Here is a 26,911-nt window from a genome sequence, read left to right on the forward strand (position 1 = left end):
TGTTGGGGCTATACCGTGATGCCCATTCACGGCATTGAAAGGATCTGGTTATGCCGGACTTTGCACCGTTCTTCCCGCTTATTGCCACTATTTTGGCGGTTCTCTTTGCCATCGCCTTTATCTGGGTGGCCACAAAACTGATGTGGAAAGTGGCTGAGCCCAATGAGGCCCTCATCATCTCCGGGCTGACCCGCGGAACACTGGAAACCCGGGAAGGAATGGACTTCAAGATCGTCACCGGCAAAGGCGCCCTGGTCCTGCCCGGCCTCCAGACGGTGCGGCCGCTGTCACTGACATTGAATGAAACCGAACTCAAGGTTTCCTGCGTTACTTCCCAGGGCATCCAGGTCATTGTGGAGGGTGTGGTCATTTACAAAATCGGTGATGCCCCGCCCTTTATCGCCAATGCCGCCCGCCGTTTCCTGGGCCAGCAGCCAAAAATGGAAAGCCAGGTATATAACGTCTTCGAGGGACACCTGCGCTCCATCATCGGCAGCATGACCGTAGAGGAGATCATCCGCGAACGGGACAAGCTCGCTTCCCAAGTGCGCAGCGCCAGCGGGGTGGAGATGGAGAAACTGGGCCTGGTGGTGGACTCCCTGCAGATCAAGGACCTCCAGGACCCAACGGGCTACATCCAGAACATCGCCAAGCCGCATATCGCCCAGGTGAAGATGGAGGCCCGGATCGCGGAGGCCACCCGGAACCGGGAAGCGGCGGAAAAAGAAGCGGAGGCGGCAGCGTTGATCGCGGACGCACAGAGCGCTTCCGCAATCAGGCAATCCGTGGCGCAGGCCAACGCCGAGCGCGCCAGGGCCAACGCCTCCCAGGCCGGGCCGCTGGCCGAAGCGACGGCAAGGCAGCAAGTGGTAGTCCAGGAAACGGAGGTGGCCAAACTCGAGGCAGACCGGGAGGAGCAAAAGCTCCAGACCATCGTCAGGAAGCCGGCTGATGCCAAGGCCTATGCCACCCGGACCGAAGCGGAGGGCAAGAAGGCTGCGGACATCAGCGCCGCGGAGGCACTGGCCCGCCGTACCGAACTGGAAGCCCAGGCCAACGCGCGGCGGACGGAGCTGCTGGCCCAGGCCAACGCCACCGCAGCCGCTGCCACGGCAGGGGCCACCAAGGTCACCGGCGAGGCCGAAGCCACGGCAACCAGGGCCAAGGGTGACGCCGCTGCCTCCGCGATCAAGGCCAAGGCACTCGCCGAGGCGGACGGCATCAAGGCCCGCGCCGAAGCCTTGGGCACCAACCAGGACGCAGTCATATCCCAGCAGCTTGCCGAGAACATGCCAGCCATCATCGCCGCGGCGGCCGAGCCTTTCTCCCACGTGGGCAACATGACCGTCCTGAACGGCGGAGAGGGCGTCAACCAGATGCTGGGCGGAATCCTGGCCCAGGCAGGCGACTACCTCCCCGCCCTCGCGTCCGCTCTGCGCAAGGGTGAAGACGCCAAGCACCCGGCCAGGGCACAGGGCTCCTAGAGGGCATAAGGGACCTGGATGCGCAAGAACGTTGACCGAAGCCTGACCGGAAAGATCGGCCGGGTGACCGGGCGAATTGGCCCGGACACCATCGGCGAAGTCATGCTGCCCTATCTTGGCGGCATCATGGCCTTTCATGCCCACCCGTTCGACAAAGCCAGAGACTTCCCGGTGGGTGCTGAAGTGCTGGTGATCTACTTCGACCCGCCGCAAACGGTGTACGTGGACGAACTGCCGGACGTGCTCAAGCACACGGAGTAGCCTGACGCACTTCCCCGGGCTGTTCCGGAGGTACTACCGGCCGCCCTCCATCTTGCGGCTGCGCTGCTCCTGGGCCATGGGCCCGTAGGGGTAGACGCCGGTTTCGGGCCGGCTGGCCTGCGTGAGCCGGGAGACTTCGTCGGCGGTGAGTTCCAGCTCGGCGGCGGCCAGGTTGTCAGCCAGCTGCTCCGTGGTGCGGGCTCCCAGGATCACGGAGGTCACTGCAGGCCGGTCCGCCAGCCAAGCCAGCGCCACCTGGGAATGGCTCACGCCGTGGGCAGAAGCAATCTCCGCAACGGCGTCGAGAACGGCCCAGGTCCGAGGGTTCTCGTTGCGCGCCTTCCAGGCCTCCATGCCGCGTTCCGGGTTTTCGCCGAGCCGGGTTGCACCGGACGGGCGCTGGTCCTTCTTGTACTTTCCGGACAGCCAGCCGCCGCCCAGCGGCGACCAAGGCAGCAGGCCAACTCCGGCGTCGAGCGCGGCCGGAACGATTTCGAACTCGATGTCCCGGACCAGCAGGCTGTACTGCGGCTGCAGGCTCACGGGCGGATTCCAGCCCTGGCTGCGGGCCACGTGGACGGCCTTGGTGAGCTGCCAGCCCAGGAAGTTGGAGAAACCGTAGTAGGCGATCTTGCCGCTTGCCACCGCATCGTCCAGGAAACGGAGCGTCTCCTCCAGCGGAGTGATCGGGTCCCAAGCGTGCATCTGGTAAAGATCAATCTGTTCCACGCCCAGGCGGCGGAGGGAGTTGTCCAGGGCGCGCGTAAGGCGCCGGCGGGACGTCCCGACGTCGTTCGGTGCCGTCCCCATGGGGAAGCGCCCCTTGGTGGCGACCACGGCGCTGTCCCTGGCTTCGGGCCGTTTGGCCAGCCACCGGCCGATGATTTCTTCGGACACGCCGGCGCTGTACACGTCCGCGGTGTCAATGAAGTTGCCGCCGGCCTCGAAGTAGCTGTCCAGGATGGCATGGGAGGTTTCCTCCGTCGCCTCTGCGCCGAAGGTCATGGTGCCCAGCGCGTAGTTGGTGACGATAGTGCCGCTGTGTCCTAGGGTTCGGTACTGCATGGGTTCCTCGCGATCAGTTGGGGTTGGGCGGAAAGGTGCGGGCGGCCGCGTCCGTGGTGGTGGTGCGGATCCGGTACAGGCTGGTGGTTGCCGTGAGGTAGAGGTCCTGCCCGTCGGGACCGCCGAAGCACAGGTTGGACACAGTTTCCGGCACGGCGATGGTGTGCAGGAGGTCGAAGGACGGCGAATAGATGCGGACCGTGGGTCCGGCCGAGGTCCAGATCCTGCCCTTGACGTCCACCCTCAAACCGTCGGCCGGGTAGCCGTCTTCCAGCTCCAACATGCCTGTCCGGGGACCGCAGTGGCCCTGGCGCACGGTGTAGGTGGCGATCCGCAGGGGCACGCCGTAGCGGCGGCCGGCGGTGTCCGCGACGTAGAGGACCGACTCGTCAGGCGAGAAGGCCAGCCCGTTGGGGTGCACCAGGTCCGTAATGACGGCAGTGAGTTTTCCGGTGGCCGGCTCAAAGCGGAAGACGTTGCAGCCGCCGTACTCCTGCTCGCCCTCGTGGCCTTCCCTTGTCCCCGGCAGAATGCCGTACGGCGGGTCCGTGAACCAGATGCTGGAGTCGCGGGCCACCACCACATCGTTGGGTGAGTTCAGCCGCCGGCCCTCGAATGAGTTCACCAGCGCGGTTACTGTCCCTCCGCTGTCCCGCTCCACCCGGCGCCGGCCGTGGCTGCACTGCACCACGCTGCCATCGGCGTCGAGGGTGCGGCCGTTGGTGTATTCGACGCCCACGGCGTATTCGCGGGTAGTCCCGGAGTCAGGGTTGAACTCAAGGATGCGGTCATTCGGGATATCGCTCCAGCGCACGGTCTGCGACGACGGCACCCACAGAGGTCCCTCGGCCCACACGGAGCCCGTGTAAAGGCATTCAAGCGGGCCGGTGGTGAAGTCGTTAACCATTGGAGCTCCTTTGCGGTCCAGGGGTCGGCCGTGGCGTGCCCGGACAGGACGGGCCCTCCGGCGGCGGCACAGGCACCACCCTAGCGCCAGGGATTACAACGACGGCGTTCCCGCGCCGGATCCTGCAGGATATGGTCTTCGGATACAATCGGCTGTCGGCGGGCCCCACCCGCCCCGATTCCCCATGCAGGGCGGAGGTTGACAGCGTTTTGTATGGAGGGGAAGCAATGAGGCACGCCGCGGTTAAGGGCCGCCGGACACACACCCGGAACAGCCATGGCCCCAGGCCCGACATCCAGGGCCTTCGCGCGCTGGCCGTGGGGATAGTGGTGATCTACCATCTCCGCCCGGAAGCATTGCCGGGCGGTTTCGTAGGAGTCGACGTGTTCTTCGTCGTCTCGGGTTTCCTCATCATTGGCTCACTTGCAAGGGAAGCCGCGAAGAAGGCGTCCATCTCCGTCCTCGACTTCTACGCCCGGCGCATCCGGAGGCTGTTCCCGGCGTCGGCAGTTGTTCTGGCCGCTGTCCTGGCCGGCACTGTCCTGCTGCTTGCCCCAAGCCGCTGGCAGAACATCTCCTCCGATGTCCTGTTCTCGCTGCTCCAGGTACAAAACTGGCACCAGGCACTTTCTGCTGCCACCTATGCGGGTGCGACGCAGGAAGTATCTCCCCTGCAGCACTTCTGGTCACTCGCCGTCGAGGAGCAGTTTTACCTCGTCATCCCGTTCTTCTTCCTTGGCCTGATCGCCGCGGCCCGCGCTGCCGGGCAAAAAGCCGGCCGGTTCATCGTGCCGGCCCTGTCCGTGACTGCCCTGGCGTCGTTCATTTACAGCATTTACCTAAGCGGCCATGAACACACCATGGCGTACTTTGCCACCACCACCAGAATCTGGGAACTCGCCGTCGGCGGCCTCGCGGCCCTTCTCCCAACCATGCTGAAGGGCTCCGCCCGCCTTTCCGCGCTCAGCGGGTGGCTGGGCGTCTCCGCCATTATCGTGCCGGCCTTCCTCTTCAGCACCGACATGGCCTTCCCCGGCAGCATCGCCGCCATTCCAGTGCTCGGCACCGCCATCCTGCTGCGTACGGGCACCGAGTCAACGGCCGTTCCCTGGTCCGCTTCAAGGGTCCTTGGCATCCGGCCTATGACGTTCGTCGGAGACGTGTCGTATTCCCTGTACCTGTGGCACTGGCCCGTCATCGTTTTCGCTGTGGCGCTGTTGGGCCGCACACCGCGCATCAGGGAAGCACTTATCCTCGCCGTCGTGAGCCTTGCCCTCGCCGCCGCCTCCTACCACCTTGTGGAGCAGCGCTTCCGGCACCACTCGGGGCCCGCCGACTGGCGCGCGTACCGACAGGTCTACGCGATGGCGCTTTGCGTGGCGATGGTGGTGTCTGTGGCGGCGTGGGCGCCCTGGCAGGTGATCGAGTTCAAGCGCGCGCAGTTGTCCACCGAGCTGTCCGACCACGATTACCCCGGCGCGCAGGCGTGGTCTGCCCGGCCCGCGCCGGTCCCTGCCGGCCTGCCCATCCGTCCTGATCCCTCTGTTGCCATGCAGGACGTGCCTGCCACCAGCGCCGGGGCCTGCGGGGTGTACGACCCCGCCCTGGTGCCCGACACGGATTGCTGGTTCGGGTCCACCGGACAGCAAGGTGCCCCGGTTGTGGTGGTTGTCGGGGATTCCCATGCCGGCCAGTTTGTGGATCCGCTCATCGCCGTCTCACGGAAGATCCCGCTCAGGATCCACGCCATGGTGCGCAACGGCTGCCCGTTTACGCTGACGCCGCCGCGGTCTGCCGCCACCGTCTACACCAACTGCTCCGCGCAGAACGCTGTGACGGCGGAGAAGATCGCGGCAGCAAAACCGGACCTTGTCCTGGTTGCGGGAATGCGTGAAGCGGGGTACCGCAAGGCACTTGGATGGTCCTGGGGGCCCGATGCCCCGCTGCTGGATGGTTATGTCCAGTCCCTTTCCCGCCTGCGCGCTGCCGGGCTGCGCGTCTCCGTCGTCGCCGACCTGCCATATCCCCAGGGCAACCCGGTTGAGTGCGTTCAGAAGCACGCCGACGGCGGCGCCTGTGCCACACCCGCTTCGGAGGCCCTTTCTGACGGTGAGGACGCGCTTGTGTCGGCAGCCGGCCGGATCGACGGCGTCGACGTTGTCAACCTGTCGAAGCTGTTTTGCCGGGACGGCGTTTGCCCTGCCGTCATCGGCAATGTTTTGGTCTACCGGGACAACCACATGACGAACACCTTCGCGAAGTCACTGGGGCCGGAGCTGGCCGTCGCCCTGGGCCTGGGCTAGGGGCGCAAGGGAAGCGCTCCGCAGCCGCAGGGGCTGGCCGCTGACCCGGGTGGTGGCTTGGCGCGGTGCGGGACCTGTGTTCAAGCCCGGCTGGGCCCTTCGCCCCTATAGTCCGGGCTTGGCCAACGAAAGACTTGATGCATGCAGTCCGCCGTTACCTGGAGGTGGGTGTCATGTCGGATATGAAGCTGGGTGGAACCGCCCGGGCTTTGCCACGGATTGCCTGGCCCGTGTTCCTCGTCGGCGCGATACTACTGCTGTCCCTCGGGAACCCCGCAGTCTACGGTTTCGGCGTTCCCGTTGCCGCCCTGGTTTTGGCGCTCATTGTGCCGATGTCGCGGCCCCGCTGGGCCGGACATCCTGACTGGCCTGACGTCGGCGCCGTAGCGGCGCTCTACGTGGGCGTCGTGGCCCTTTTTTGGCTGGCGTTCAGGGTCTTCACGCAGGGAAACACGCTGGGGCTGTTCCTGTCGTTCGCTGCCGGCATGCTCCTCGGTGTCCTCGGTCCCATCGGATACAACACGTGGATCCGGCGGAGGTCCCTGGCCGCGTTGGGAATCAGCCGCAGAAACCTGGGCCAGGCGTTTGCCTTGGGACTCGTCCTCGCATCGGTGCAGTTCGTCATCACCCTTTGGGGGTACCCGCTTCCGCGCCCCGTCGACTGGGTGCCCCTGGCGGCCCTCGCCATCACCGTCGGGTTCTTCGAGGCAGTCTTCTTCAGGGGCTTCGTCCAGGCACGGCTGGAAGCCAGCTTCGGCCCGATCCCGGGTGTAGCCGGCGCCGCCGCACTCTACGCCGCCTACCACGTCGGCTATGGCATGGCCTGGTCGGAGATGCTCTTCCTTTTCGGCCTCGGAGTGGTCTACGCGGTTGCCTTCAGCGCCGCCCGGAACCTCATCGTCCTCTGGCCGCTGCTGGTCCCCCTCGGCTCCTTTTACAACAACCTGCGGGGAGGGTCCATCCAAATGCCGTGGGAAGCGATCCTGGGGTTCGTGGACGTCTTGGGCCTGATGGTGGCCGCCGTGTGGTTCGCCGCGAGGCATGAGCGGCGGCTTGGTTTGGCTGGAGTGCGGAAGTCCAGGAATTCCAAAGTGAAGCGTCATGGCTTACGACGGCGGGACTAATGACCCGGGGGCAGGCTTTGGTTAGGATCGAGGTTCTACGGTCAGTCAGAGAGGCCACCATGGACGCCACCCAGTCCACGCAATACCCGCTGGATCCTTTTCCCCACTATGAACGCATGCGGGCGGCCGCGCCGGTCTTCCACGATGAGCAATCCGGGAGCTGGCATGTGTTCCGGTACGACGACGTCCAGCGGGTGCTGTCCGAGCACGCGACGTTTTCCTCACGGATGGGCGGCGACGCGCCATCGGGTTCAGGCCAGTTGTTCGCGTCAAGCCTGATCACGGCTGATCCCCCGCGGCACCGGCAGCTGCGGTCCCTGGTCACCCAGGCTTTCACGCCCAAAGCAGTCGACGCCCTGGCCCCACGCATCTCCGCGCTCGCAAACGAACTGGTGGACGGAATGGTGGCGCGCGGCGGCAGCGCGGACCTGATCCAGGATTTGGCCTACCCGTTGCCGGTCATCGTGATCTCCGAATTGATGGGCATTCCGGCGCAGGACCGTGAGCGCTTCAAGCACTGGTCGGACACCATTGTCAGCCAAACACGCACCGGTCCGGGCAGCGGCAGCCAGGACACCACCACATCCGAGATGGTCGAGTATTTCCTGGCCCTGATCGACCAGCGCAGGAGCCGTCCGGGTGAGGATCTGATCAGCAGCCTGCTGTCCGCCGAGATTGAAGGCCAGAAACTCTCGGTGCCTGAACTGCTGGGTTTCTGCGCTTTGCTGCTGGTCGCGGGCAACGAGACCACTACCAACCTGATCGGCAACGCCGTTCTGTGCCTGTCCGAATCGCCCGGCACCCTTGACCGTCTCCTGAAGGAGCCTGCCTTGTTGCCCCAGACCCTCGAAGAGGTTTTGCGCTTCCGCTCCCCTGTCCAGTCGATGTACCGGGTGAGCGTAGCGGAGACCGAGGTGGGCGGCGAACGCATCCCGGCCGGGGCACCGATCGTGGCGTGGATCGGCTCGGCCAACCGCGATGAGCGGCAGTTTGAGCGGGCGGCCGAGTTCGACGTCGACCGCAGCCCGAACCGGCATGTGGCGTTCGGCCACGGCATCCATTTTTGCTTGGGCGCACCACTGGCCCGGCTCGAGGCGAGGATCGCGCTGGAGGCGCTGCTCGCCCGCCTGCCCGGGCTGTCCGTGGCTTCCGGGGCCCACCTGGAGCGCATGGAAAGCACCATCGTCTACGGGCTGAAGGCAGTTCCCATCACCTGGCAGGCCTGACCGGGGGAAGGCACTGGCCCTTTCCGGCTGCCGGTCGTGGATTATTCGGCGGTACCCGTTTTCGTGGCGTAGGCAGTGGCCTGCGCACCCACCTTGCGGATATAGGCGTCGGACTGGTTGTAGGCGTAGATGGCATCCCGCCACCCCTGCGAGGTCGTTAGGTCGCGGCCGTGGCCGCATAGATACGTGGCCGCGCTGAGGGCTGCATCGTCGATATTGAACGGGTCCGCTGTTCCGTCCCCGTTCCCGTCCATTCCTGCAAGTCGCCAGGTGGAGGGAATGAATTGCATGGGACCCACCGCGTGGTCCCAGTTGGCGTCACCGTCCAGGGCACCGGCGTCGGTGTCGGGGATGGCGGCGAAACCTGACCCGTTGAGGCTCGGGCCCACGATCGGCCCGCTGGCCTGGCCCGACGCGTCCAGGCTGCCGCCACCATAGGTTCCGTGGCCTGATTCAACGAAGCCGATGGCGGCCAGCGTATTCCAGCCGATTCCGCAGTGCGGCGTGGAGTCATTGGCCGTGATGGCAGCAGCAACATAGGCCCGCAGGGCACGGGCAGGGATTCCGGTGCCGTGGGAAGCCCCTCGAAGCCATTCGGCGTCGGGACTGCGTGTCACGTCCACGGCGGTGGTCATGCCGCCAGCCCCGGTTTCAAGGGTCACCGCCGCCCGCGGCGGTGGTGAAAACGCCACCCGGGCTTCCGCCCCGGGCTGCCCGATGATCCAAAATGAGAAAACCGCGCTGGCGCAGGCCACGAACAGGCTGAAAACTACAAAGCGTCTTACTCGGAGCACTGACTAATCAAACCACCCAATCCGCGGGCCGGAAGCGTCACAGGGTGGGATCGATCATTGTCATGCCGGCGACGTTCGCTGTGTCGAAACGTGGCAGCATCCCGGCGGCCTCCTCCAAGCCGATGATCCGCTCGATGAGTTTCTGTGGCTCCAGTGCCCCCGATGCGATCAGGGCGAGCATGCCAGGGTAATCCACCGCTGCCATGCCGTGGCTGCCGAAGACATCCAGTTCCCAGGCAATAACACGCGCCATTGGTACGCGGGGATGGCCTTCCACCGGCGGGAGGAGCCCGATTTGGACATGCCGGCCACGGCGGCGAAGGCTAAGGAGCGCGTCAGCGCATGTCTGCTCACTGCCTACGGCGTCAATGGAGACGTGGCTTCCACCAGTGATGGCCTGCACTTGGGAGGGGACGTCCGAACCGTCGGCGACCAGGATGTGATCGGCTCCGAGGGATGCCGCCACCTTAAGGGCACCCGGGTTCCGGTCCACAGCAACCACCTTGCCGCCGAGCGCCTTCGCAATCATGACGGCGCTGAGGCCCACCCCGCCGGCTCCAACGATGGTGACCCACTCGCCGCGGGCAAGGCCTGCCCTGCCGGTGAGTGCACGGTATGCGGTGGCAAAACGGCAGCCCAGGCTTGCCGCAGCCTCGAAACTGACTCCTGCCGGGATGGCGACGAGATTCGTGTCTGCGGCGTGGATGACCACTTGCTCGGCAAAGGAGCCCCAGTGGGTGAAGCCGGGTTGCTGCTGTTCGGGGCAGACCTGCGCGTTACCCCCGCGGCACCACTCGCATGCCCCGCAGCCCTCAACGAAGGGCGCCGTGACCCTGTCGCCGACGGCCCACTTGGTCACCCCTTCACCGACGGCGGTGATGACGCCCGCGAACTCATGGCCCGGGACATGCGGCAACGCTATGTCGTCGTGGCCGGCCCAGGCGTGCCAGTCGCTGCGGCAGAGGCCGGTGGCGGTGACGGTGACCAGGACACCGCCTGACGGCAGCTCAGGTACAGGCACTTGTTGGACAGACAGGGGACCGGCGATCCGGTCCATGACGATTGCACGCATGGATCCCCAGCCTAGAGCACGTTGATGGCAACAATGATGCCGATGATGATGGCCACTACGAGACCCAGCATCATGTAAAGGCCGGCCTTCATTGCACTCGTCTGGACCGGAGCGCCTGTTTGCGGAAGGACCGCCTGCCAGGCCTTGATGGTTTCCAGCCCCTCATAGTAGGAGAACATCATCAAGGCACTGCCGGCGACGCCTGCAACACCGCCCAATCCCCCTGCGCCGCTCATTGCAGCACCGGCGGAACCGGCACGGTTGAGGGCTGTGCGGTCCTTGTAGTCGGCGACAGCCGCCTTCATCTCCGCCTTCTGCTCGGGCGACGGGTCCGGCGACATTGACGCCCCCACGCCCAGCACGTCATACGTACGGCCCTGGGCTGTCACCACCATCGTTCCCATGCTGGTGAACCGGAATGACGCCTGCTGCACAGGCAAGGAGAGCACGCTCACGCCCGCGGCATCCACCATGCGGAACATCCCTGACGGATCCATGCTGACTATGACGGGCACCGTCTTGGCTCCGTTGATCTTGCTCTTCCGCCAGTACAACAGGGACTTCATCGGTGTTGCGGAAACGTGTGGTGGCATTGTCATGACCACAGCTTAGGCAGCCCCCGGCCCAACTGCCCGAAAGGGACACGGGGAGAACTGCCCCTGGCCATGATCGGTACCATCAGGCATGGGCAGGAAGAACTACCTGATCGAAGGCGGCTCTGGAACCGGCAAGACTGCAGTCTGCAATGAACTGCGGCGGCGGGGCTATGAGGCCATCAACGGCGACCGCGAACTCGCCTATCAAGGTAACCCGGAAACCGGCGAGCCGGTCGGGGGCATCACCGGAGTCGCCGTTCACCGGCACCACCTCTGGAGAGTGGACAAGGTCAGGGCGTTGGCCGCAGACCAGCGGGAAGCGTTGACCTTCTTCTGCGGCGGCTCGCGGAATCTCGTCAAGTTCATCGATCTCTTCGATGGCGTCTTCGTCCTCGAGGTGGACCTGGAAACGTTGAAGCGACGGCTTGACCAGCGCCCGGAGGACGAATGGGGAGGACGGCGAACAGAACGGGACCTGGTTGAGCACCTGTACCAAACACGGGAAGAAATCCCATCTGGCGGCATCGCTATCGACGCCACCGCGCCGCTCGCACGCGTGGTGGACGACATCCTGCGGCGCGTCCAGTCAACCGAGCCGGCCTAGTCGTCTTTCCAGACCTGCTGCCTGACAGCCCGGTCAGCGCACCACTGTGCGGTGACCGGCATCAATCCGTTTGGTCCAGCCGCGCGAATCGAGGTGCTCCAGCAGTGGAACCGCAATCCGGCGTGTGGTGTCCAGCGCCTGTCGTGCCTGGCTGGTGGTGAAGGGCTGGGCCAGGCCGGCAAGCGTGCGCATCGCGAGTGCCGGCGCCGTGGGAAGCAGCACCACCCCATCGCGAAGACGCAGCAACCGTCCCGTGCGTTCTGCGGCGGCCAGTTCCCGTGCGCCGAGGCCCAAGGCAGCCAGCTCGTCGGCTTCCGGGGCGTGGAACGCGGCCGCGCTGAGCCTGCGCTCCAACTGGACGATTGCCGGCTCGATGGGCCCAAGGTTGTCCTGGCTGCCCGGCAACCGGATGTGGCCACCCTCCTGCTCCAGCTCCGCCCCGCGGATCACGTGGGAAAGCAGCCTCTCCTCAGGCAACCTGAGCAGGTCCCGCGCCGCACCCATGGAAAGGCCCGGGACCAAGGGGTCCTTCTCCTGCAGCGCCTCGACCGCAGTGCGGAGCCGGTGCTGCCATGCCTCCAGGACAGGGGCATGCACCCACCAGTCACCGAAAACCCGCACGCCCTGAGGGGCTTCCGTGCCGTGCCCGGGCAGCAGCCCAAGCTTGCGGAGATGATCCACCTGGACGGCTCCGCGGGCTGCCACTTCCCCCAGAATGTCTCCTGCGGGGTCCATGCCCGAAAGCCGTTCAGCCCAATGCGCGCCGTCACCGCGCCGCCGCAGCTCCGGTGGGTCGGCGTCGAGAATGCGCGCCCCACCCAGGACCGAGCGGCTGCCGGGGTCGCGGAGCACCAGCCGGTCCCCGAGAACCAGGGGCAAGGGCCTGTCGAGGACCAGCCGGGCGTGGTCGGCCCCGAAGGGACGCAGGCGCGCCGGCACGGACGCCGTGCCGACATGAACCATGATTTGCTCGGGCACCTCGGTATAGGCCACGCCGGTAGTGCGGTGGATGCCTACGACGCCGGTGGTAGGCCAGGCGCCAGGGGTAACCAGCGCATCTCCGCGCCTGATGTCCGTTGCGGCTACATCGCGCAGGTTCAACGCCACCCGGCTGACCGGCTCCACCGACGGGTATGAGGTGTCGCGGCTCTGCAGGCCGCGGACCGCCACAGGCCGGGACCCTGAGTGGCCGAGCAGTTCCAGCCGGTCACCCTGGGCGAGTGTTCCCGCTGCCAGTGTTCCGGTGACCACCGTCCCGGAACCGGTGATCGTGAACGACCGGTCCACCCACAGCCGGACCCTCCCAGTGGTGGTGGGGGCAGGCACCTGGGCCAGGACGCCGTCGAGCGCTGCACGCAACTCAGCCAAGCCGGTGCCGTCGATGGCCGACACGGCGATGGCTGGAGCATCCCGCAGCCCGGTCCCTGCCAGCTCCGTGCGGGTCCGCGACAGCACGTCGACGACCCGCTGCCCGGATGCCCGGTCCGCGCGGCTGAGCACGACAACGCCGTGTTCAATTCCGAGCGCGGCGACCGCATCGCGATGGTCGCTTGACTGGGCCTGCCAGCCCTCGTCCGCGGCCACGACGAAGCAGACCACCGGCGCGGGTCCGATGCCGGCAAGCATGTTGCCAAGGAAGCGTTCGTGGCCGGGAACGTCAACGAAGGCAACGTCCTGGCCGGACGGCAACGTTGTCCACGCATAGCCGAGGTCGATCGTCAGCCCGCGGCGCCGCTCTTCCTCCCAGCGGTCCGGTTCCATGCCGGTGAGGGCGCGGACCAGGGTACTTTTCCCGGAATCGACATGTCCGGCCGTGGCAACGACGTGCACGGTTCAGCCCGCCCTGCCTGCGTCTGCCACGTCGAGGGTTGCCAATGCCTGGCGTACGGCGTCAAGAATCCGGTCGTCGTCGGTGGGCGGCACACACCGCAGGTCGATCAGGCAGACGCCATCGTGGACGCGCGGCAGCACGGCAGGGTGGCCGGTGCGCAAGCGTCCCGCAATTCCCTCGGGCAGCCGGAGCGCCCACCCCGGCAGCGGAAAGCCGGGGGCACCGCCGCCGCCCACCCGGCCGTCATGGGCCTCCACGGGTACCCCGAGAGCTTCGGCGAGCCTGTCGGTACGGCGCCTCAACTGTTCGACGTCGGCGTGCAGCGCCTCGACCACCGGCGGCAGCCCACCGGCGACCGTCGCCTCCAGGGCGGCCAGGGCAAGCTTGCCCGCCCGGACCGCACGGGCCAGCGGGTGGCGGGCCAGCCTGCTGATGATCTCCTTGCGGCCCAGCAGCAAGCCGGCCTGGGGGCCGCCCAGCAGTTTGTCGCCGCTGGCAATGACGACGTCGGCCCCGCCCGCAAGGGCGGAGGCAACATCCGGTTCGTCGGGCAGGTAGGGGTCGGGGGCCAGCAGCCCACTGCCCAGGTCAGCCACGAGCGGTATTCCATGTGCCGCAGTCAGCCGGCTCAGTTCGTCAATCGGAACTGCGGACGTGAAGCCGTCCACGCGGAAATTGCTCGGGTGCACCTTGAGGACGCAGCCTGTGTCCGGCCCGAGGGCGCCCGCGTAGTCGTGCAGGTGGGTCCGGTTGGTGGTGCCCACCTCGTGAAGCACCGCGCCCGTCGACTCCATCAAATCGGTCAGTCGAAAGCCTGCGCCGATCTCGACGAGTTCCCCTCGGCTCACAACTACCTCCCGGCCGGCGGCCAGGGCTGTGGTGGCCAACACCAGTGCAGCCGCCCCGTTGTTGACTACCAGGGCGTCCTCGGCCGCAGGACAGGCAGCGAGGAGGGCAGCCCGGGCGCCGGCACCGCGGCGGGAGCGGCTGCCGTCTGCCAGGTCCAGCTCCACGTCAACGTAGCCGCTGGCAGCGACAAGGGCTTCCACCGCGGCTGCGGAAAGGGGGGCACGGCCGAGGTTCGTGTGCACGATGACACCGGTTGCGTTCAGCACCGGGCGAAGGGTTGTTGCTTTCAATGAAGCGACGGCGGCCAGCAGGGCGGGTTCCACCTTGCCGGGAGCCAGCTCACCGCGGCGGGCCTGCTCCTGGACCTTCCGGACGAGTTCGCGGACGACGCGCTCATTCAGCCGCGTCCGGGCCTCGCGGACGGCCGGCAGCGCCAGCAGGTCGTTCGTGCGGGGAATCAGCCGCCGGGGATCGACCTGGTCCACAGCCCTCCTCTTTTCGCGGCAATCACGCCGGTAGTTTGGCGGTGGCGGACGGGAATCGAACCCGCCAGGCCGAGATGCTCAGCCTCACCGGTTTTGAAGACCGGGGGGCCCACCAGGACCCGGACGCCACCGCGCCTCAATATAGCAGGGTTAACTGGAGGGGTACGCTTGGCGGGTGAATGAGGCTCAGACATCAGTCCAGCAAGTTGATGATGGTGTTGCCGGTGCGCTCCGGCTCACCGACTATGCCCACGGTGGGGGCTGCGCCTGCAAAATTCCGCCCGGTGAACTCGAGGATGCGGTCCGTGGCCTGATCGGCCAGCCGGGCGCGGAGGTCCTGGTCGGCCTGGACAGCGGCGACGACGCCGCGGCGGTCCTGGTCCGCGATGATCTGGCCGTCCTTACCACCGCTGACTTTTTTACTCCCGTGGTCAACGATGCCTTCGACTGGGGCAGGATTGCGGCCGCCAATGCCCTCTCGGACATCTACGCGATGGGTGGCAAGCCGGTCACGGCGATCAACCTTGTCGGGTGGCCCCGCGGTGTCCTGCCGATGGAATTGATGACCGAAGTCCTCCGCGGGGGGCTGAGCGTGGCATCCCAGGCGGGCTGCCCGGTGCTCGGCGGCCACTCCATTGACGATCCTGAGCCGAAGTACGGCATGGCCGTTACTGGCGTCGCCCACCCCGACCGGCTGCTCCGCAACGACGCCGCGCAGCCCGGGCTGCCGATCACGCTCACCAAACCACTCGGCGTCGGACTTCTCAACAACCGGCACAAACAGACCGGTGAGGTATTCGCTGAAGCGGTGGAGACCATGGCGGCCCTCAACCGGGACGCAGCCGACGCCGCGGTTGCCGCCGGCGTCCGGGCGGCCACCGACGTGACGGGTTTTGGGCTGCTGGGGCACCTTTACAAGATGGTCCGCGCTTCGGAAGTGGGCGCCGTGATCGATCTGAAGGCCGTTCCGCTGATCGAGGGCGCGCGGGAGGCCCTCCGCGACGGTTTCGTCTCCGGCGGGACCCGGCGCAACCTCGATTGGGTGCGGCCGCACCTGGGCTCAGCCGCGGGTGTCACCGAAGACGACCTGCTGCTTCTGGCCGACGCCCAGACCTCAGGCGGCCTGCTGGTGGTCGGCGAGCTGCCGGGCTACCCCGTGATCGGCCACACCACCGCTGGGCGGGGCATCGAGGTCCGCTGACCCGCTGCCCCCTCAGCTGGCGGTGGTGATCGCGTCCCCGGTCACCCCGGCAGCACGGCGGGCAGCGAGCCGGTTCTTCTGGGGTTCGATGGTGTACCGCGGATCCCTGGCAGAGGCGAGGCCAGCTTCGAACACGCCGAAGCGGGTCAGTGCCGAAGCGGACAGCAACGCCAATCCTGAAACTGCCGCAACCACGCGGTTGCGTCCTGCGAACAGTGTCCCCAGGCCGCCGGCCAACGCCAACCGCTCGCTCCACTTCAGCATGGTGCCCGCCTTGCCCTGGTGCAGGGGCTCCGCGGCCACCGGATCCATCCGGTGCTCCATCACCTTCATGGCAGCGACGTCGCCCAGGACACCGAGCACAGCAAGTTTCCGGGCGGGCCCTGTCTCGTGGATGGGTGTGGTGACCATGGCGAGGCCGGCAGAAGCGAGGCATGCCGAACTGACGAAGACGAATGGCAGTTCCTCATGCGCGGCGTTCCACGTCGGGGTGGCGGTGTCGCCAAGCAGGACAGCCGTGTACGCGGCCAGTGGCCCTGCGAAGACCGCCGCTTCGACCCCTGCCGTGCCTTCAACTGCATGCAGGACCTTCCGCAACGGACCCAGCGGAAGCCGGCTTCCCGTCATCCGGTCGATTTCCGCCACCGCCGTCACGGCCGTGCCCGCGCTGAAGGCGCTGAGGATCCACGAGCCAACACTCATGGGCGACGTCACCTTGAAGGTCCGCAGCATGTGCAGGAAACGCTCCGGCCTGCCCAGGTCCTTCACCAGGGCAACGGCGCCGGCGCTTACTGCCGTCAAGGCGCCCAGCCGGGCGTTGCGGCGAAGGATTGGCCGGCCGGTCAGCTGACCGCCAAGACCGAGGAGGGCCGATCCACCTGCCACCCCGCCCAGAAAGAGGTAGATGGCCACGTCGTCGCCCCATGGAGCCGGTTTGACCACCGGACGGCCGTAGTACGAGGTGAACTCGGGCTCCGGCACCATGGGCATTTCCCGCGAGCCGTCACCATTGTCCCGGCGGCGGCCGGTGCCGCGCTTGCCGCCCTGCCGGCGGCGGGCAGGCTCTGAGGGACGGAAGCTGTCGAACTCTGAGAGGGTCACGCCCGTCCTCCCAGGAAGGCCAGCGCAGCGGCCGCGGCCATGCCCGCCACGGCCATTCCGGCCCGGCGGTACATCTTCGGCAAGTCTGCGGTGGGAACCCGGGGGTCCGGCGGAAGACCGTACACTTCGGGTTCGTCGAGCAGCAGGAAGACTGATCCGGTTCCGCCGACGCCGTCGTTTTCGTTCGCCCCGTAAAGCCTTGCCTCGGTCATGCCCTGCGCATGCAGGGTGGCCACCCGTTCCCGGGCCGTGTCCACCATGTCATCGTGGTCGCCGAACTTGATGGACGTCGTCGGGCATGCCTTGGCGCATGCAGGCGTCTGGTCATCAACCAGCCGGTCGTAGCACAGCGTGCACTTCTGGGCGATGCCCTCGTTGGGGACGGCGGGATGCTTGGCGTGCTGTTCTTCCCTGCTGCTGGCAACCTTGACCGTGCCGTTGCTGCGGCGCTCGATCACGCCGAAGGGGCAGCCGGCCACGCAGGTTCCGCAGCCATTGCAGACGTCATCCTGGACCACGACAGTGCCGAACTCGGTGCGGAACAGGGCGCCAGTGGGACAGACGTCAAGGCAGCCGGCGTGGGTGCAGTGCTTGCAGACATCCGAGGACATCAGCCACCGGAAGTCAGCGGTGTCCGGCGGGGTGGTATCAGCGTCCGCCAAGTCCGTGACCGGCGCTGCCGCGGCCGGAGGACCAATGCGGGGCATGCCCAGGCTGACCAGGGCGCGGCCTGATTCCCGCGCCTCAACAATCCGTTCCTGGCCCTGTTCGATGAAGGCGACATGCCGCCAGGTGCTGGCACCCAGCGATCCGGTGTTGTCGTAGGAGGACCCGAGCAGTTCCAGGTTTCCGTCCTGCGGGTTGTGGTTCCACTCCTTGCAGGCAACTTCACAGGCCTTGCAGCCAATGCAGATCGAGGTGTCGGTGAAGAACCCCTTGCGCGGATGATTGTGCTCCCAATGGGCATCGGCGGTGGGGTCGGTCGGTCCGGACAGCTGGCCCATCTAGTCCTCCGTCGTCGGGTCGGTGCCCGGAACGCCACCGGCAGGCGGCGTTCCGGGCGGGGCAATGTGTGCTTCAACTGAAGCGGTGGGAAGCGGGCTCATCAATGCTCCCCACCCTCGGTGCTGCCCTTTTCATCGGGGCGGGGTTGGAGCCCTTCCACCGCGGGATCGGTGACGGCGCGGTTGCCGGTCTCAATGGTCACGCCGGCCCGTTCCTGGTACTCAGCAACCAAGGCAAGCAGCTCCTTCCCGCGGGGCCGGCGGCCCGGCCGGATGTCACAGGATGCCACCTTCGATTCCTGGATCTGGACGTTGGGATCCAGCGTCACACCCAGCAGGTCGTTGGCAGCGTCGCCGCTGACGACGGCATTGCTGCCGACGCCCCAGTGGTAGGGCAACCCGATCTGGTGCACCGTGTGGCCACCAACCTGGAGGGGCGCCATGCGGTCAGTGACCAGCACTTTGGCCTCAATGGCGGAACGCGCCGAAATAATCGTGGCCCACCCATAAGGTTCAAGACCGCGTTCGGCCGCCAGCTGCGGCGAGACCTCGCAGAACATCTCCGGTTGCAGCTCGGAGAGGTACGGAAGCCAACGGCTCATGCCGCCCGCCGTGTGGTGCTCGGTCAGCCGGTACGTGGTGAAGACATACGGGTAGACGTCGGAGCCACTGGTCCCTGCGCTTGGGGCACTCAGGTTGTCCTTGCGGGGGAACACCAGCCGCGCGGGGTTCTGCTGCTGCGGGTACAGCGCGTTGGCCACCGGTGACTCCTGCGCCTCGTAGTGCGTGGGCAGGGGTCCGTCCATGAGGCCCTTCGGCGCAAACAGCCAGCCCTTGCCGTCAGCCTGCATGATGAAGGGATCATCACCGCTGAGGGCGGCAGGACCACCAACCGAGGGATCGGGTTTGCTGCCCGGGGCGCGGTCAACCGGGAAGTCGGGCACGTCGTCTCCGACCCATTTGCCCTGCTCCTGGTCCCACCAGATGTATTTCTTCCGCTCGCTCCACGGCTTGCCGTCCGGGTCCGCCGAGGCACGGTTATAGAGAATCCGGCGGTTGGCCGGCCATGCCCAGCCCCACTCCGAAGCAGCCGGTCCCTGTTCCTGGCCCGGCTTGCGGTTGGCGGCATGGTTGAAGCCGTCAGCGTAAACACCGGTGTAGATCCAGCAGCCGCCAGACGTGGATCCGTCAGCCTGCATCTCCGTGTAGGAGGACAGGGGTTTCCCTGCGTCCGGACCCGCCAGGTGACGGCCGTTGATCTCGGCAAGGACCGACTCGGCATCGGGATCGCCGTGTTCGTCCGTGGGATAGTCCCAAGTCAGGTCGAGCAGGGGACGGTCGCGCTCATCCTGGGAACCGGCCAGCCTCTCCCGGATCCGCTTGCCCAGTTCAAAGAAGAACTGCAGTTCGCTTTGGCACTCCCCTGGCGGTGCAACCGCCTGGTGCCGCCATTGCAGCAGCCTTTGGGTCTGGGTGAAGGATCCGGCTTTCTCGACGTGGGTTGCCGCCGGCATGAAGAACACCTCGGTCTCGATGTCTTCGGTGCGCAGCTCCCCCGATTCGATCTCCGGACCGTCTTTCCACCAGGTAGCGGACTCGATCATGTTCAAGTCCCGAACCACGAGCCACTTCAGGTGCGACATGCCCATCCGCTGCATCCGGCCATGAGCCGAACCCACTGCAGGATTTTGTCCGAGGATGAAGTAGCCCTCCACCTCGTCCTCGAGCATCCCCATCACGGTTTCGTACGTACCGTGCGCTCCGGTCAGCCTGGGAAGGTAGTCGTAGGCCCAGTCGTTGTCCGCGGTCGCGGCGTCACCCCACCATGCCTTCAAAAGGCTGATGGTGTAAGCGTCCGCGTTAGCCCAGTAACCTTTTTGCTGCTTCGACCCAATAACGGACAGATACTCTTCGAGGCTGTCGTGGCGGCCCGCGCTGGGCATCGGCAGATACCCGGGCAGCAGGTTGAACAGCGTCGGGATGTCGGTGGAACCCTGAATGCTGGCATGTCCGCGCAGGGCCATGATGCCACTGCCCGGGCGTCCCACGTTTCCGAGCAGGAGCTGCAGGATGGCGGCACCCCGGATGAACTGCGTTCCCAGCGAGTGCTGGGTCCAGCCAACGGCATAGGCGAAACAGGTGGTCCGGTCGCGTCCGGAGTTCTCCGTGATGGTACGCGCCAGGTACTCGAAATCCGCCACACTGATGCCACACATGTCCTGCACCATCTCCGCCGTGTAACGGGCGTAGTGCCGCTTCACGATCTGGAAGACGGTCCGGGGGTCCTGAAGGGTATCGTCCCGCTGGACTTCGGCGTGCTCCAAGGGCGGACCACCACTGCCGTACGAATGGCCGGTAGCGCGCGCCGTCCCATTGGCCCCGTGTTCCGACCCGGGCCCGGGCTCGTCGATGGCGCCGTCCTCACGTTCGGCGTACGCCCATGACGACGTGTCGTAGGCACCCTTCTCCGGATCGAAGCCGGAGAACAGCCCGCCCAGATCCTCGGCATCGCGGTAATCGTCGTGGACCAACGTGGCAGCGTTGGTGTACGCGCTGACGTACTCCTTGAACCAGAGATCTTTGCTGATCACGTAGTTGATGAGCGCGCCAAGAAGCACGACATCCGAGCCGGCCCGGATGGGTATGTGCTTATCCGAGACGGCAGACGTGCGCGTAAAGCGGGGATCGACGTGGATGACCTTCGCTCCGCGTGCCTTCGCCTCCGCTACCCACTGATAGCCCACAGGGTGGCACTCGGCCATGTTGGAACCCTGGATGACGATGCAGTCGGCGTTGGCCATGTCCTGCAGTGATTGCGTTGCACCACCGCGTCCAAACGAGGCTCCCAAACTGGGAACCGTGGCGGAGTGTCATATGCGGGCTTGGTTCTCGGTCTGCACCGCCCCTGCAGCCGTGAAGAGCTTCTTGATGAGGTAATTCTCTTCGTTGTCCAGGGTCGCGCCGCCCAGCGAGGCGATGCCCATGGTGCGCCGCAGCAGCCGGCCTTGGTCGTCTTCCTGCTGCCAGGTCCTGCGGCGGGTCTCGATAAACCGGTCCGCCACCATGCCAATGGCCGTCTCCAGGTCCAGGTGTTCCCACTCAGTGGAACGCGGTGCACGGTAGAGCACCTTGGTTTGCCGGCCCGGCGAATTGACCAGCTGCTCGCTGGCAGAGCCTTTGGGGCACAGCCGGCCGCGGGAAATGGGGGAATCCGGATCGCCCTCGATCTGGACTACCTTTTCGTCCTTCACATAAACACGCTGTCCGCAGCCGACGGCGCAGTAGGGACAAACGCTCTGCACCACACGGTCAGCAGTGGCGGTGCGTGGAGCTATTGCCTTGGTCTTGGCCGATGTGACCGCGGGGCCACGGCCAAGCAGGTCGCCCGTGCTCAGCTGACGGACGACCGGCCATTGAAGAAAACTTCGCGGTGCCATTTCTGGAGCTTACCCCGGACCACGGCAGGTGTAACAGGACATGGTTGGGCGTGTCCCGTCCGAAGCATTCCCAGTGAAGTTCCAGCTGAGGAACCAGGGGGAAGATGGCCGGGAATACAACGCCTGCACGTCTACTTATACGAACAGATCAGTTCGATTAAGGAGGAGCATGGTGACAAAGCGCCGCACCCGATCGGTGGACAGGATCCTGGAGGCAGCAGCAGGACTGTTCTATGAGTCCGGCATCCGCGGGGTCGGGGTGGACGATGTGGTCGCCGCATCCGGAGTCTCCAAGTCGACCCTGTACACCCACTTCCGGACCAAGGATGACCTCGTGGCGGCTTATCTGGCCCGCACGGACGTCGCGTGGCTTGAACAGTTACAGTCCGCAGCCCAACAGGCAGCCCAGCCCCGGGACCGGCTCGTGGCACTTTTTGACGCACTGTCGGACGCGTTCGACCGGCACGGATTCTTCGGTTGCCCCTTCGTCAGCGCCGGCGTGGAGGCAGCCCTGGACTCGGCTGCCAGACAGGCCACGCTGCACCACGTCAAGCGCCGCCACCGGTGGCTCCTCGAATTGAGCCGGGAGGCGAACGCCACCGACCCGGAACACCTTGCCGGCCATCTTGGGCTGCTGATGGACGGGGCGCTTGCCACCGGCAGGCTGACCCAGTCGCGCTCAGTAGTCAACGCCGCGAAGTCGTCTGCCCGGGCAGCAGTCCTGTCCCAAACCCCGCAACCCACCCGCCAAAAGGAACACGATAATGACGTATGAAAAACCCAAAACCCTGATCCTTCTCGACCATCCCGATATCAGCCAATCGCGCGTGAATCGTGCCCTCGCTGCCGCTTTGGAAGGGGCTCCCGATCTGGCCGTGCGTGACTTGCGGCGCCTGTATCCGGACGGCCGGATCGACGTCGCGGCCGAAAGGGCAGCGGTGGAAGCGGTGGAGAACATTGTTCTGCAATATCCAACGCACTGGTACGCCCCTCCTGCATTCCTCAAAACCTGGCTCGATGAGGTGCTTATCCGCGGCTGGGCCTACGGCACCGGCGGGCCGGGGGCGCTTGCGGGCAAAACGCTCCGGGTTGCCACCAGCACAGGGGGTACCACGGAGGCATACTCTCCTAGCGGCTTCCATGGATGGGACTACAGTGACATCCTCATTCCCCTGCAGGCGACAGCCCGCCGGCTGGGCATGCAGTGGCTCAGCCCGTTCATCCTGCACGGGGTACGTGACCTGACCGACGAGCAACTGCACGGCCAGGCGCAGGACTACAGGACCATGTTGGTGTCAGGGTCTGTTCCCGACCCCGTGTCATGACGCCGGAAGCCAGGGACTTGCCAGCCAATGATTTCCAAGCCCGTGGCATGGGTATCCAACGGCACATCCGGCTGGCAACGCCGCGTCGGCGTCACTTCGTCTTCTCGCTGCGGGCGATCGCGGCGATGGCGGCGTGCGGCCGCCGGCGCGGGTCGTGCCGTGTTTCCACGTCCAGGACCTCGAAGCCGGCGTCCCGCAGCATCGCACTCATTTCGTCAACAGACCAGTAGTACGCCGTGGTGACCGCATGGTCGAAGGGCTCGCCGGACTCGCCCTCGAAGAAGCCAACAAGCAGGCGCCCCTGTGGTTGCAGGATGCGCCGGAACTCCGTCAGGACCGGGGGCAGTTGCGTGGGTGCGAAATGGATAAGCGAGTACCAGGCCAGGACGCCGGCATGGTGGCCGTCGGGCAGGTCGAGGGCACGAAGCGACGCCACCCGGAAGCGCACCTCCGGGAAGCGGGCGCGGGCACTCCGGATGAACTCGGGGACGAGATCAACACCGGAGATGTCCAGTCCCTGCCCCTGCAGAAAGTGGGTCCAGTGCCCGGGGCCGCACCCGGCGTCGAGCACTGGTCCGGTAAGTCCAGGCCCTCCAAGTCCCCCGGCCCACCGTTCGATACGACGGCGGTCCAGCTCGCCCATGTCCTTTACGGAGCCAAGAAGGCTCTCGTACTCTGCAGCCCGGGCAGTGTAGGCATGGAGCACTTCGTCATCGGTCACGCAGCGAGTCTAGAAAATGTTGCTCCTGAAAGGAGCTCAGACACTCGTGATCACCCTGGCGATGTCTGCGGGACGGCTGATGAAAGGTGAGTGGCCCGGCTGCTGCGGTACGAGCAGCGCTGTTGCCCAGACGCTGTCGGCGTCAGTGCAGTCGGCGTAAAGGACTTCCCGTCCTTCTGCACAGCCGCTGTATCCGCCGCCAGCGAGCCGCGATGCAGACGAGGAACATGGACAGTCGACCCCTGCTCCCGCAGGGCCTTTGCGAGCCGGTCAAAGTGGGCGGGCTGGTGCCACATCCCGTGAACGAGTACCACCTCGGCCTGCTGTCCCATGCTCACATCTTAGGGACGCGCCCGTGCCGCCGGTCATCACGCTGTTCGACGGCTACTGTGGACGGGTGCGCATTCAGGCCGTCCTCTTCGATCTGGACAACACCTTGTTCGACCATTACACGTCTGCCCGTGCGGGCCTGAACGGCTTCCTACGGCACCTCAACCAAGAGCCCAGTCGGGAGCTGGAGCGTTCCTGGTTTGAAATCGAGCAGCTCAACTACGTCCGATTCCTGGCAAAGGAGATCCCATTCCAGGAACAGCGCCGCGAGCGGCTCCGTCAGTTCCTCCCTTTAGTCGGAACGGTTCCTCCCGGAACAGACACGCAGCTAGACGAAATGTTCGCTGCCTACCTGCGGAACTATGAGCAGGCATGGGTAGCGTTTCAGGATTCGGCGCCAACGTTGCAGGCCCTTACTGCCCTTAATCTGCGGGCCGCCGGCAAAGGGGTAGCCGCCGGCGTAGTTGGGTGCCCACATCATGGCCGAGCCCGGCGCGTCCTTGTGTACGGCGTCCGCCACCTGCGTGAAGACTTGCCTGTATTCGGCCGGCTGTTGTGACCAGGGATACCAGGACCCGTTCATCTCATGGGCAAGGCGGACGACCACCGGCACCCCCTGACCGTTGATCGACGCCAAATCCTTCACCAGAGTGTTCACCACCTCGGGAGTGACGGCCGCCAGGCCCTGTTTGGGCTCAAGGGTCAGCAGCATCACGTGCCCGTCGGCGCGGATCTGGGCGGCCGCCTGCTGCAGGTGTGTCCGCTCCTGCTCCGTGTAGGGGAAGTCGGCGAACGAGACGCTGACGGCGGGTTTATGGCCAAGATCGGAGGCATACTGGGACAGCGGCTTCGCGTCCAGGTTCAGGTTCACCCCAAACAACGTACCCGAAGCCGGCAGGCCATTCCGGTCCGTCACCTCGCATGTGGGGAGGGCGGCAGCGCTCTGGCTCGCCCCTGCTTCATGGGCTTTGCGGTCGCGGTCCGCCAGGGCACCCGAAATGCTGGCAGCACCCAGCCCGGCGGCCACCACCGCCACACCAATGGGAAGGGCCCAGGACTTGAGCCTGTCCATCGTGACCTCACGACGCCCGGTCGTTGCCCGTCCTTGCTCATCCCCCTCCACAGCGAAAACCCCCCATTGACCTGCTGTTTTTCCCATCCTAAACGCTGCCGGACAGCGGCTGCCCCTTCTTACAGTCCTGTCGAACGCATCGCCCGGGACTCACATGAGGAGAACAAGAGTCCTTTAAGGCCTATCTGGATGCGATCCAACAAAAGACCGGCCCGACGCCGACAGAACTGATCGAGAAGACACATGAGCGCGGCCTGGACGCCCCCGGAACCAAGGCAGGTGACATCCTGGCCTGGCTCAAGGAGGCCTACAGTCTGGGCCGGGGTACAACGGCCCCACACCTACAGGAGCAGCTGCAGCAAGGACAAGTGCGTCACCAGGTGCGCTGGTCTGCATAGCTCGGCAGCTTGACGCGTTGCTCAACCAACCTTAGTCTAAAACCATAAAGTTATATAACGGTAAGGTTATGATTTCGATGGTTGATGAATTGAGTGCAGTGTTCGGTGCTTTGGCCGATCCGACCCGGCGGGCAATTTTGCAGCGGCTAGCGGACGGCGACGCGCAGGTTTCCGACCTCGCGGCCCCGTTCAGGATCAGCCAACCGGCGATTTCAAAACATCTGAAGGTACTGGAAAATGCCGGTCTGATCTCCCGGAACCGGGTGGCGACTGCCCGGTTCAGTCATTTGGAGGCGGACCGGCTCAAGGAAGCGAGCGAATACATGGAGCGGTATAAGAAGTTTTGGGGTGAGTCCTTTGACAAACTCGACGGCGCGCTGGCCGCGTTTCAGCGCGACACGACGCCCAAGGGCCAGGGCCGCGATGTCTGAGGGGCGCCAGCAGGAAATCACAGAACATGACGTCTTCATCTCCCGTTCTTTCGCCGCGCCCAGGGACACGGTCTGGCGATTCTGGACCGAACCCCGACTCCTCGCCTCCTGGTTCGGGCCCGAAGGAGTTTCCGTACCGGTCGACAGCATCACGGTGGAGCTCGTGGAGCAGGGCCGGTGGGAGTTGACTATGATCGACAACGCCACAGGGGCCAGCCACCCCATCACCGGACGCATCACCGCCTTCAAGGCACCGGAATTCCTTGAGATCCAACTGACCGCACTGACCGAGGCTGGACCCGTGGACGATGTCGTGCTGCGGCTTCAATTCCACGATCACGGCGAGCGGACGCGCATGACCCTCCACCAAGGCCCGTTCACGGACGAGATCCGGGACATGACACATGCCGGATGGATTCTGTCCTTCACCAAACTCGACACCCTCCTCGAAAGGCCCTCAGCATGAAAACCAGCTCTGCCCAAACCCAGGTCACCCAGACCACCTCAGCGGACGGAACCCCCATCTCCGTCGAACACCTCGGCACTGGCCCCTCCCTGGTCCTGGTCGACGGCGCCTTCTGCGGCCGGTCCTTCGGCCCGGCACGGTCACTGGCCACAACGCTTGCCGACTCCTTCACCGTGTATTTCTACGACCGTCGCGGCCGCGGCGACAGCGGTGATACCCGGCCCTACTCCGTGGAACGCGAAATCGAAGACCTCGCCGCGGTCATCACCCATGCAGGCGGAGACCCCTACGTCTACGGCATCTCCTCCGGCGCCGCCCTCGCCCTCGAAGCAGCAGCGGCGGGTATCCCGATGCGCAAGCTCGCCACCTATGAAGCCCCCTACACAGGAATCGGGGACACCGACGGAACACCCACCGACCACGCCGGGCACCTGAACTCACTGCTCGCCCAAAACAAACGCGGCGCGATGGTCTCCTACTTCCTGGTCAAAATGATCGGCGTCCCGGCATTTGTGCCCATCATGCTGCGCCTCATGCCAAAGATCTGGAAAAGCCAAAAGGACGCCGCCAACACACTCCCCTACGAGGTCGCCGTTCTCAACAACTTCACCGCACCCACCGACCGGCTCGCCAAAATCACGGTCCCGACCCTTGTCATGGTCGGTGGAAAAGCCGCGCCAGCCATGACCTCAGCCCAAACGACAACAGCAGCCGCCATCCCCCAAGCCCTGCACCGCACGCTTGACGGACAAACACACCAAGTCTCTGACGCAGCAATAGCAGCAGAGCTCCGCGGCTTCTTCACCGATTGACCGGAGCTGACC

Annotated in this window: 24 protein-coding genes, 1 tRNA gene and 1 pseudogene; 13 read left to right on the forward strand and 13 right to left on the reverse strand. The window is 65.7% G+C overall.

The window, feature by feature from the left end; translation table 11 throughout:
• Nucleotides 1-50 precede the first annotated feature (50 nt).
• Both ACFO0G_RS10295 and ACFO0G_RS10300 read left to right on the forward strand, forming a co-directional pair.
• The gene (locus tag ACFO0G_RS10295) at nt 51-1,484 is read left to right on the forward strand and encodes a flotillin family protein (protein WP_286403862.1); all 1,434 of its coding nucleotides are present in this window, start codon (nt 51-53) and stop codon (nt 1,482-1,484) included.
• Nucleotides 1,485-1,502: 18 nt separating this feature from the next.
• Nucleotides 1,503-1,745, forward strand: coding sequence for a hypothetical protein (locus tag ACFO0G_RS10300; protein WP_376977393.1), 243 nt, complete (start codon nt 1,503-1,505; stop codon nt 1,743-1,745).
• Nucleotides 1,746-1,778: 33 nt separating this feature from the next.
• On the opposite strand, the gene ACFO0G_RS10305 is transcribed toward ACFO0G_RS10300, so the two are convergent.
• Together ACFO0G_RS10305 and ACFO0G_RS10310 are read right to left on the reverse strand one after the other, a co-directional pair.
• On the reverse strand, nt 1,779-2,810 hold the full coding sequence (locus tag ACFO0G_RS10305; protein WP_376977395.1) for an aldo/keto reductase: 1,032 nt from the start codon (nt 2,808-2,810) through the stop codon (nt 1,779-1,781).
• Between the two features lie 13 nt (nt 2,811-2,823).
• Nucleotides 2,824-3,717, reverse strand: coding sequence for an SMP-30/gluconolactonase/LRE family protein (locus ACFO0G_RS10310; protein WP_376977397.1), 894 nt, complete (start codon nt 3,715-3,717; stop codon nt 2,824-2,826).
• 227 nt (nt 3,718-3,944) lie between these two features.
• On the opposite strand from ACFO0G_RS10310, the gene ACFO0G_RS10315 reads away from it, so the two are divergent.
• From ACFO0G_RS10315 to ACFO0G_RS10325, 3 genes are all read left to right on the forward strand, one after another.
• Nucleotides 3,945-6,020 carry an acyltransferase family protein gene (locus ACFO0G_RS10315; RefSeq protein WP_376977399.1) on the forward strand — a complete coding sequence of 692 codons (2,076 nt, stop codon included), beginning with the start codon at nt 3,945-3,947 and terminating at the stop codon, nt 6,018-6,020.
• A gap of 173 nt (nt 6,021-6,193) precedes the next feature.
• The gene (locus tag ACFO0G_RS10320; protein WP_376977401.1) at nt 6,194-7,144 is read left to right on the forward strand and encodes a CPBP family glutamic-type intramembrane protease; all 951 of its coding nucleotides are present in this window, start codon (nt 6,194-6,196) and stop codon (nt 7,142-7,144) included.
• Between the two features lie 59 nt (nt 7,145-7,203).
• Nucleotides 7,204-8,370: a cytochrome P450 gene (locus ACFO0G_RS10325; RefSeq protein ID WP_376977403.1), complete on the forward strand. Its 1,167-nt coding sequence runs from the start codon at nt 7,204-7,206 to the stop codon at nt 8,368-8,370.
• Nucleotides 8,371-8,411: 41 nt separating this feature from the next.
• Here the strand turns inward: ACFO0G_RS10325 and ACFO0G_RS10330 are convergent, their stop codons facing one another.
• From ACFO0G_RS10330 to ACFO0G_RS10340, 3 genes are read right to left on the reverse strand one after another with little or no spacing between them, the layout of a single operon-like run.
• Nucleotides 8,412-9,164, reverse strand: coding sequence for a lytic transglycosylase domain-containing protein (locus tag ACFO0G_RS10330; RefSeq protein WP_286403847.1), 753 nt, complete (start codon nt 9,162-9,164; stop codon nt 8,412-8,414).
• A gap of 37 nt (nt 9,165-9,201) precedes the next feature.
• Nucleotides 9,202-10,236, reverse strand: coding sequence for a zinc-dependent alcohol dehydrogenase family protein (locus ACFO0G_RS10335; RefSeq protein ID WP_286403846.1), 1,035 nt, complete (start codon nt 10,234-10,236; stop codon nt 9,202-9,204).
• A gap of 11 nt (nt 10,237-10,247) precedes the next feature.
• Nucleotides 10,248-10,835 carry a hypothetical protein gene (locus ACFO0G_RS10340; RefSeq protein WP_286403843.1) on the reverse strand — a complete coding sequence of 196 codons (588 nt, stop codon included), beginning with the start codon at nt 10,833-10,835 and terminating at the stop codon, nt 10,248-10,250.
• Nucleotides 10,836-10,920: 85 nt separating this feature from the next.
• On the opposite strand from ACFO0G_RS10340, the gene ACFO0G_RS10345 reads away from it, so the two are divergent.
• Entirely contained in the window at nt 10,921-11,436 is a 516-nt protein-coding gene (locus ACFO0G_RS10345; protein ID WP_376977406.1) for an AAA family ATPase, read from the forward strand.
• A gap of 33 nt (nt 11,437-11,469) precedes the next feature.
• Here the strand turns inward: ACFO0G_RS10345 and selB are convergent, their stop codons facing one another.
• From selB to ACFO0G_RS10360, 3 genes are all read right to left on the reverse strand, one after another.
• Nucleotides 11,470-13,266 (reverse strand): selenocysteine-specific translation elongation factor, encoded by a 1,797-nt coding sequence (selB, locus tag ACFO0G_RS10350; protein ID WP_376977408.1) that lies wholly within the window; start codon nt 13,264-13,266, stop codon nt 11,470-11,472.
• A gap of 3 nt (nt 13,267-13,269) precedes the next feature.
• Nucleotides 13,270-14,601, reverse strand: a complete 1,332-nt coding sequence (gene selA, locus ACFO0G_RS10355) for an L-seryl-tRNA(Sec) selenium transferase (RefSeq protein WP_376977410.1) — start codon at nt 14,599-14,601, stop codon at nt 13,270-13,272.
• Between the two features lie 36 nt (nt 14,602-14,637).
• Nucleotides 14,638-14,732: transfer RNA gene (locus ACFO0G_RS10360), tRNA-Sec, on the reverse strand.
• A gap of 44 nt (nt 14,733-14,776) precedes the next feature.
• Here ACFO0G_RS10360 and selD point away from each other — a divergent pair.
• Nucleotides 14,777-15,802: a selenide, water dikinase SelD gene (gene selD, locus ACFO0G_RS10365; RefSeq protein ID WP_376977412.1), complete on the forward strand. Its 1,026-nt coding sequence runs from the start codon at nt 14,777-14,779 to the stop codon at nt 15,800-15,802.
• A gap of 12 nt (nt 15,803-15,814) precedes the next feature.
• Here selD and nrfD read toward each other — a convergent pair whose 3' ends face one another.
• From nrfD to fdh, 3 genes are all read right to left on the reverse strand, one after another.
• A complete protein-coding gene (nrfD, locus tag ACFO0G_RS10370) occupies nt 15,815-16,903 on the reverse strand; it encodes an NrfD/PsrC family molybdoenzyme membrane anchor subunit (protein WP_286403832.1) in 1,089 nt (362 codons plus the stop codon).
• Nucleotides 16,900-17,907 carry a 4Fe-4S dicluster domain-containing protein gene (locus ACFO0G_RS10375; protein WP_286403829.1) on the reverse strand — a complete coding sequence of 336 codons (1,008 nt, stop codon included), beginning with the start codon at nt 17,905-17,907 and terminating at the stop codon, nt 16,900-16,902. Before ACFO0G_RS10375 ends, nrfD begins: the two co-directional genes overlap by 4 nt.
• A gap of 101 nt (nt 17,908-18,008) precedes the next feature.
• Complete coding sequence (gene fdh / locus ACFO0G_RS10380) at nt 18,009-21,344, reverse strand: formate dehydrogenase (RefSeq protein ID WP_376977414.1); 3,336 nt, start codon at nt 21,342-21,344, stop codon at nt 18,009-18,011.
• Between the two features lie 169 nt (nt 21,345-21,513).
• Here fdh and ACFO0G_RS10385 point away from each other — a divergent pair, with 169 nt between their 5' ends.
• Nucleotides 21,514-22,119 carry a TetR/AcrR family transcriptional regulator gene (locus ACFO0G_RS10385; RefSeq protein ID WP_376977416.1) on the forward strand — a complete coding sequence of 202 codons (606 nt, stop codon included), beginning with the start codon at nt 21,514-21,516 and terminating at the stop codon, nt 22,117-22,119.
• A complete protein-coding gene (locus ACFO0G_RS10390; RefSeq protein ID WP_376977418.1) occupies nt 22,109-22,669 on the forward strand; it encodes an NAD(P)H-dependent oxidoreductase in 561 nt (186 codons plus the stop codon). The genes ACFO0G_RS10385 and ACFO0G_RS10390 overlap by 11 nt, the downstream gene beginning before the upstream one ends.
• A gap of 91 nt (nt 22,670-22,760) precedes the next feature.
• On the opposite strand, the gene ACFO0G_RS10395 is transcribed toward ACFO0G_RS10390, so the two are convergent.
• On the reverse strand, nt 22,761-23,390 hold the full coding sequence (locus tag ACFO0G_RS10395) for a class I SAM-dependent DNA methyltransferase (RefSeq protein ID WP_376977420.1): 630 nt from the start codon (nt 23,388-23,390) through the stop codon (nt 22,761-22,763).
• Nucleotides 23,391-24,048: 658 nt separating this feature from the next.
• Complete coding sequence (locus ACFO0G_RS10400) at nt 24,049-24,792, reverse strand: glycosyl hydrolase (RefSeq protein WP_376977422.1); 744 nt, start codon at nt 24,790-24,792, stop codon at nt 24,049-24,051.
• A gap of 182 nt (nt 24,793-24,974) precedes the next feature.
• On the opposite strand from ACFO0G_RS10400, the pseudogene ACFO0G_RS10405 reads away from it, so the two are divergent.
• The 4 genes and pseudogenes from ACFO0G_RS10405 to ACFO0G_RS10420 all read left to right on the forward strand — a co-directional run.
• Nucleotides 24,975-25,190, forward strand: a pseudogene (locus ACFO0G_RS10405) (DUF4287 domain-containing protein); the annotation flags it as partial.
• Nucleotides 25,191-25,267: 77 nt separating this feature from the next.
• Entirely contained in the window at nt 25,268-25,621 is a 354-nt protein-coding gene (locus tag ACFO0G_RS10410; protein ID WP_376977424.1) for an ArsR/SmtB family transcription factor, read from the forward strand.
• Nucleotides 25,614-26,087 carry an SRPBCC family protein gene (locus tag ACFO0G_RS10415; RefSeq protein WP_376977426.1) on the forward strand — a complete coding sequence of 158 codons (474 nt, stop codon included), beginning with the start codon at nt 25,614-25,616 and terminating at the stop codon, nt 26,085-26,087. The genes ACFO0G_RS10410 and ACFO0G_RS10415 overlap by 8 nt, the downstream gene beginning before the upstream one ends.
• Complete coding sequence (locus ACFO0G_RS10420; RefSeq protein WP_376977428.1) at nt 26,084-26,899, forward strand: alpha/beta fold hydrolase; 816 nt, start codon at nt 26,084-26,086, stop codon at nt 26,897-26,899. The genes ACFO0G_RS10415 and ACFO0G_RS10420 overlap by 4 nt, the downstream gene beginning before the upstream one ends.
• Nucleotides 26,900-26,911: the final 12 nt, after the last annotated feature.

Source organism: Arthrobacter sedimenti (assembly GCF_042652025.1).
In the GTDB taxonomy this organism is placed as follows: domain Bacteria; phylum Actinomycetota; class Actinomycetes; order Actinomycetales; family Micrococcaceae; genus Arthrobacter; species Arthrobacter sedimenti.

What these genes read in the sequence shown, in the direction of transcription:
- ACFO0G_RS10295 (WP_286403862.1), top strand. Translation starts at nt 51, where the DNA reads ATGCCGGACTTTGCACCGTTCTTCCCGCTTATTGCCACTATTTTGGCG.
- ACFO0G_RS10300 (WP_376977393.1), top strand. Translation starts at nt 1,503, where the DNA reads ATGCGCAAGAACGTTGACCGAAGCCTGACCGGAAAGATCGGCCGGGTG.
- ACFO0G_RS10305 (WP_376977395.1), bottom strand. Translation starts at nt 2,810, where the DNA reads ATGCAGTACCGAACCCTAGGACACAGCGGCACTATCGTCACCAACTAC.
- ACFO0G_RS10310 (WP_376977397.1), bottom strand. Translation starts at nt 3,717, where the DNA reads ATGGTTAACGACTTCACCACCGGCCCGCTTGAATGCCTTTACACGGGC.
- ACFO0G_RS10315 (WP_376977399.1), top strand. Translation starts at nt 3,945, where the DNA reads ATGAGGCACGCCGCGGTTAAGGGCCGCCGGACACACACCCGGAACAGC.
- ACFO0G_RS10320 (WP_376977401.1), top strand. Translation starts at nt 6,194, where the DNA reads ATGTCGGATATGAAGCTGGGTGGAACCGCCCGGGCTTTGCCACGGATT.
- ACFO0G_RS10325 (WP_376977403.1), top strand. Translation starts at nt 7,204, where the DNA reads ATGGACGCCACCCAGTCCACGCAATACCCGCTGGATCCTTTTCCCCAC.
- ACFO0G_RS10335 (WP_286403846.1), bottom strand. Translation starts at nt 10,236, where the DNA reads ATGCGTGCAATCGTCATGGACCGGATCGCCGGTCCCCTGTCTGTCCAA.
- ACFO0G_RS10340 (WP_286403843.1), bottom strand. Translation starts at nt 10,835, where the DNA reads ATGACAATGCCACCACACGTTTCCGCAACACCGATGAAGTCCCTGTTG.
- ACFO0G_RS10345 (WP_376977406.1), top strand. Translation starts at nt 10,921, where the DNA reads ATGGGCAGGAAGAACTACCTGATCGAAGGCGGCTCTGGAACCGGCAAG.
- ACFO0G_RS10375 (WP_286403829.1), bottom strand. Translation starts at nt 17,907, where the DNA reads ATGGGCCAGCTGTCCGGACCGACCGACCCCACCGCCGATGCCCATTGG.
- ACFO0G_RS10385 (WP_376977416.1), top strand. Translation starts at nt 21,514, where the DNA reads ATGGTGACAAAGCGCCGCACCCGATCGGTGGACAGGATCCTGGAGGCA.
- ACFO0G_RS10390 (WP_376977418.1), top strand. Translation starts at nt 22,109, where the DNA reads ATGACGTATGAAAAACCCAAAACCCTGATCCTTCTCGACCATCCCGAT.
- ACFO0G_RS10400 (WP_376977422.1), bottom strand. Translation starts at nt 24,792, where the DNA reads ATGGACAGGCTCAAGTCCTGGGCCCTTCCCATTGGTGTGGCGGTGGTG.
- ACFO0G_RS10410 (WP_376977424.1), top strand. Translation starts at nt 25,268, where the DNA reads ATGGTTGATGAATTGAGTGCAGTGTTCGGTGCTTTGGCCGATCCGACC.
- ACFO0G_RS10415 (WP_376977426.1), top strand. Translation starts at nt 25,614, where the DNA reads ATGTCTGAGGGGCGCCAGCAGGAAATCACAGAACATGACGTCTTCATC.
- ACFO0G_RS10420 (WP_376977428.1), top strand. Translation starts at nt 26,084, where the DNA reads ATGAAAACCAGCTCTGCCCAAACCCAGGTCACCCAGACCACCTCAGCG.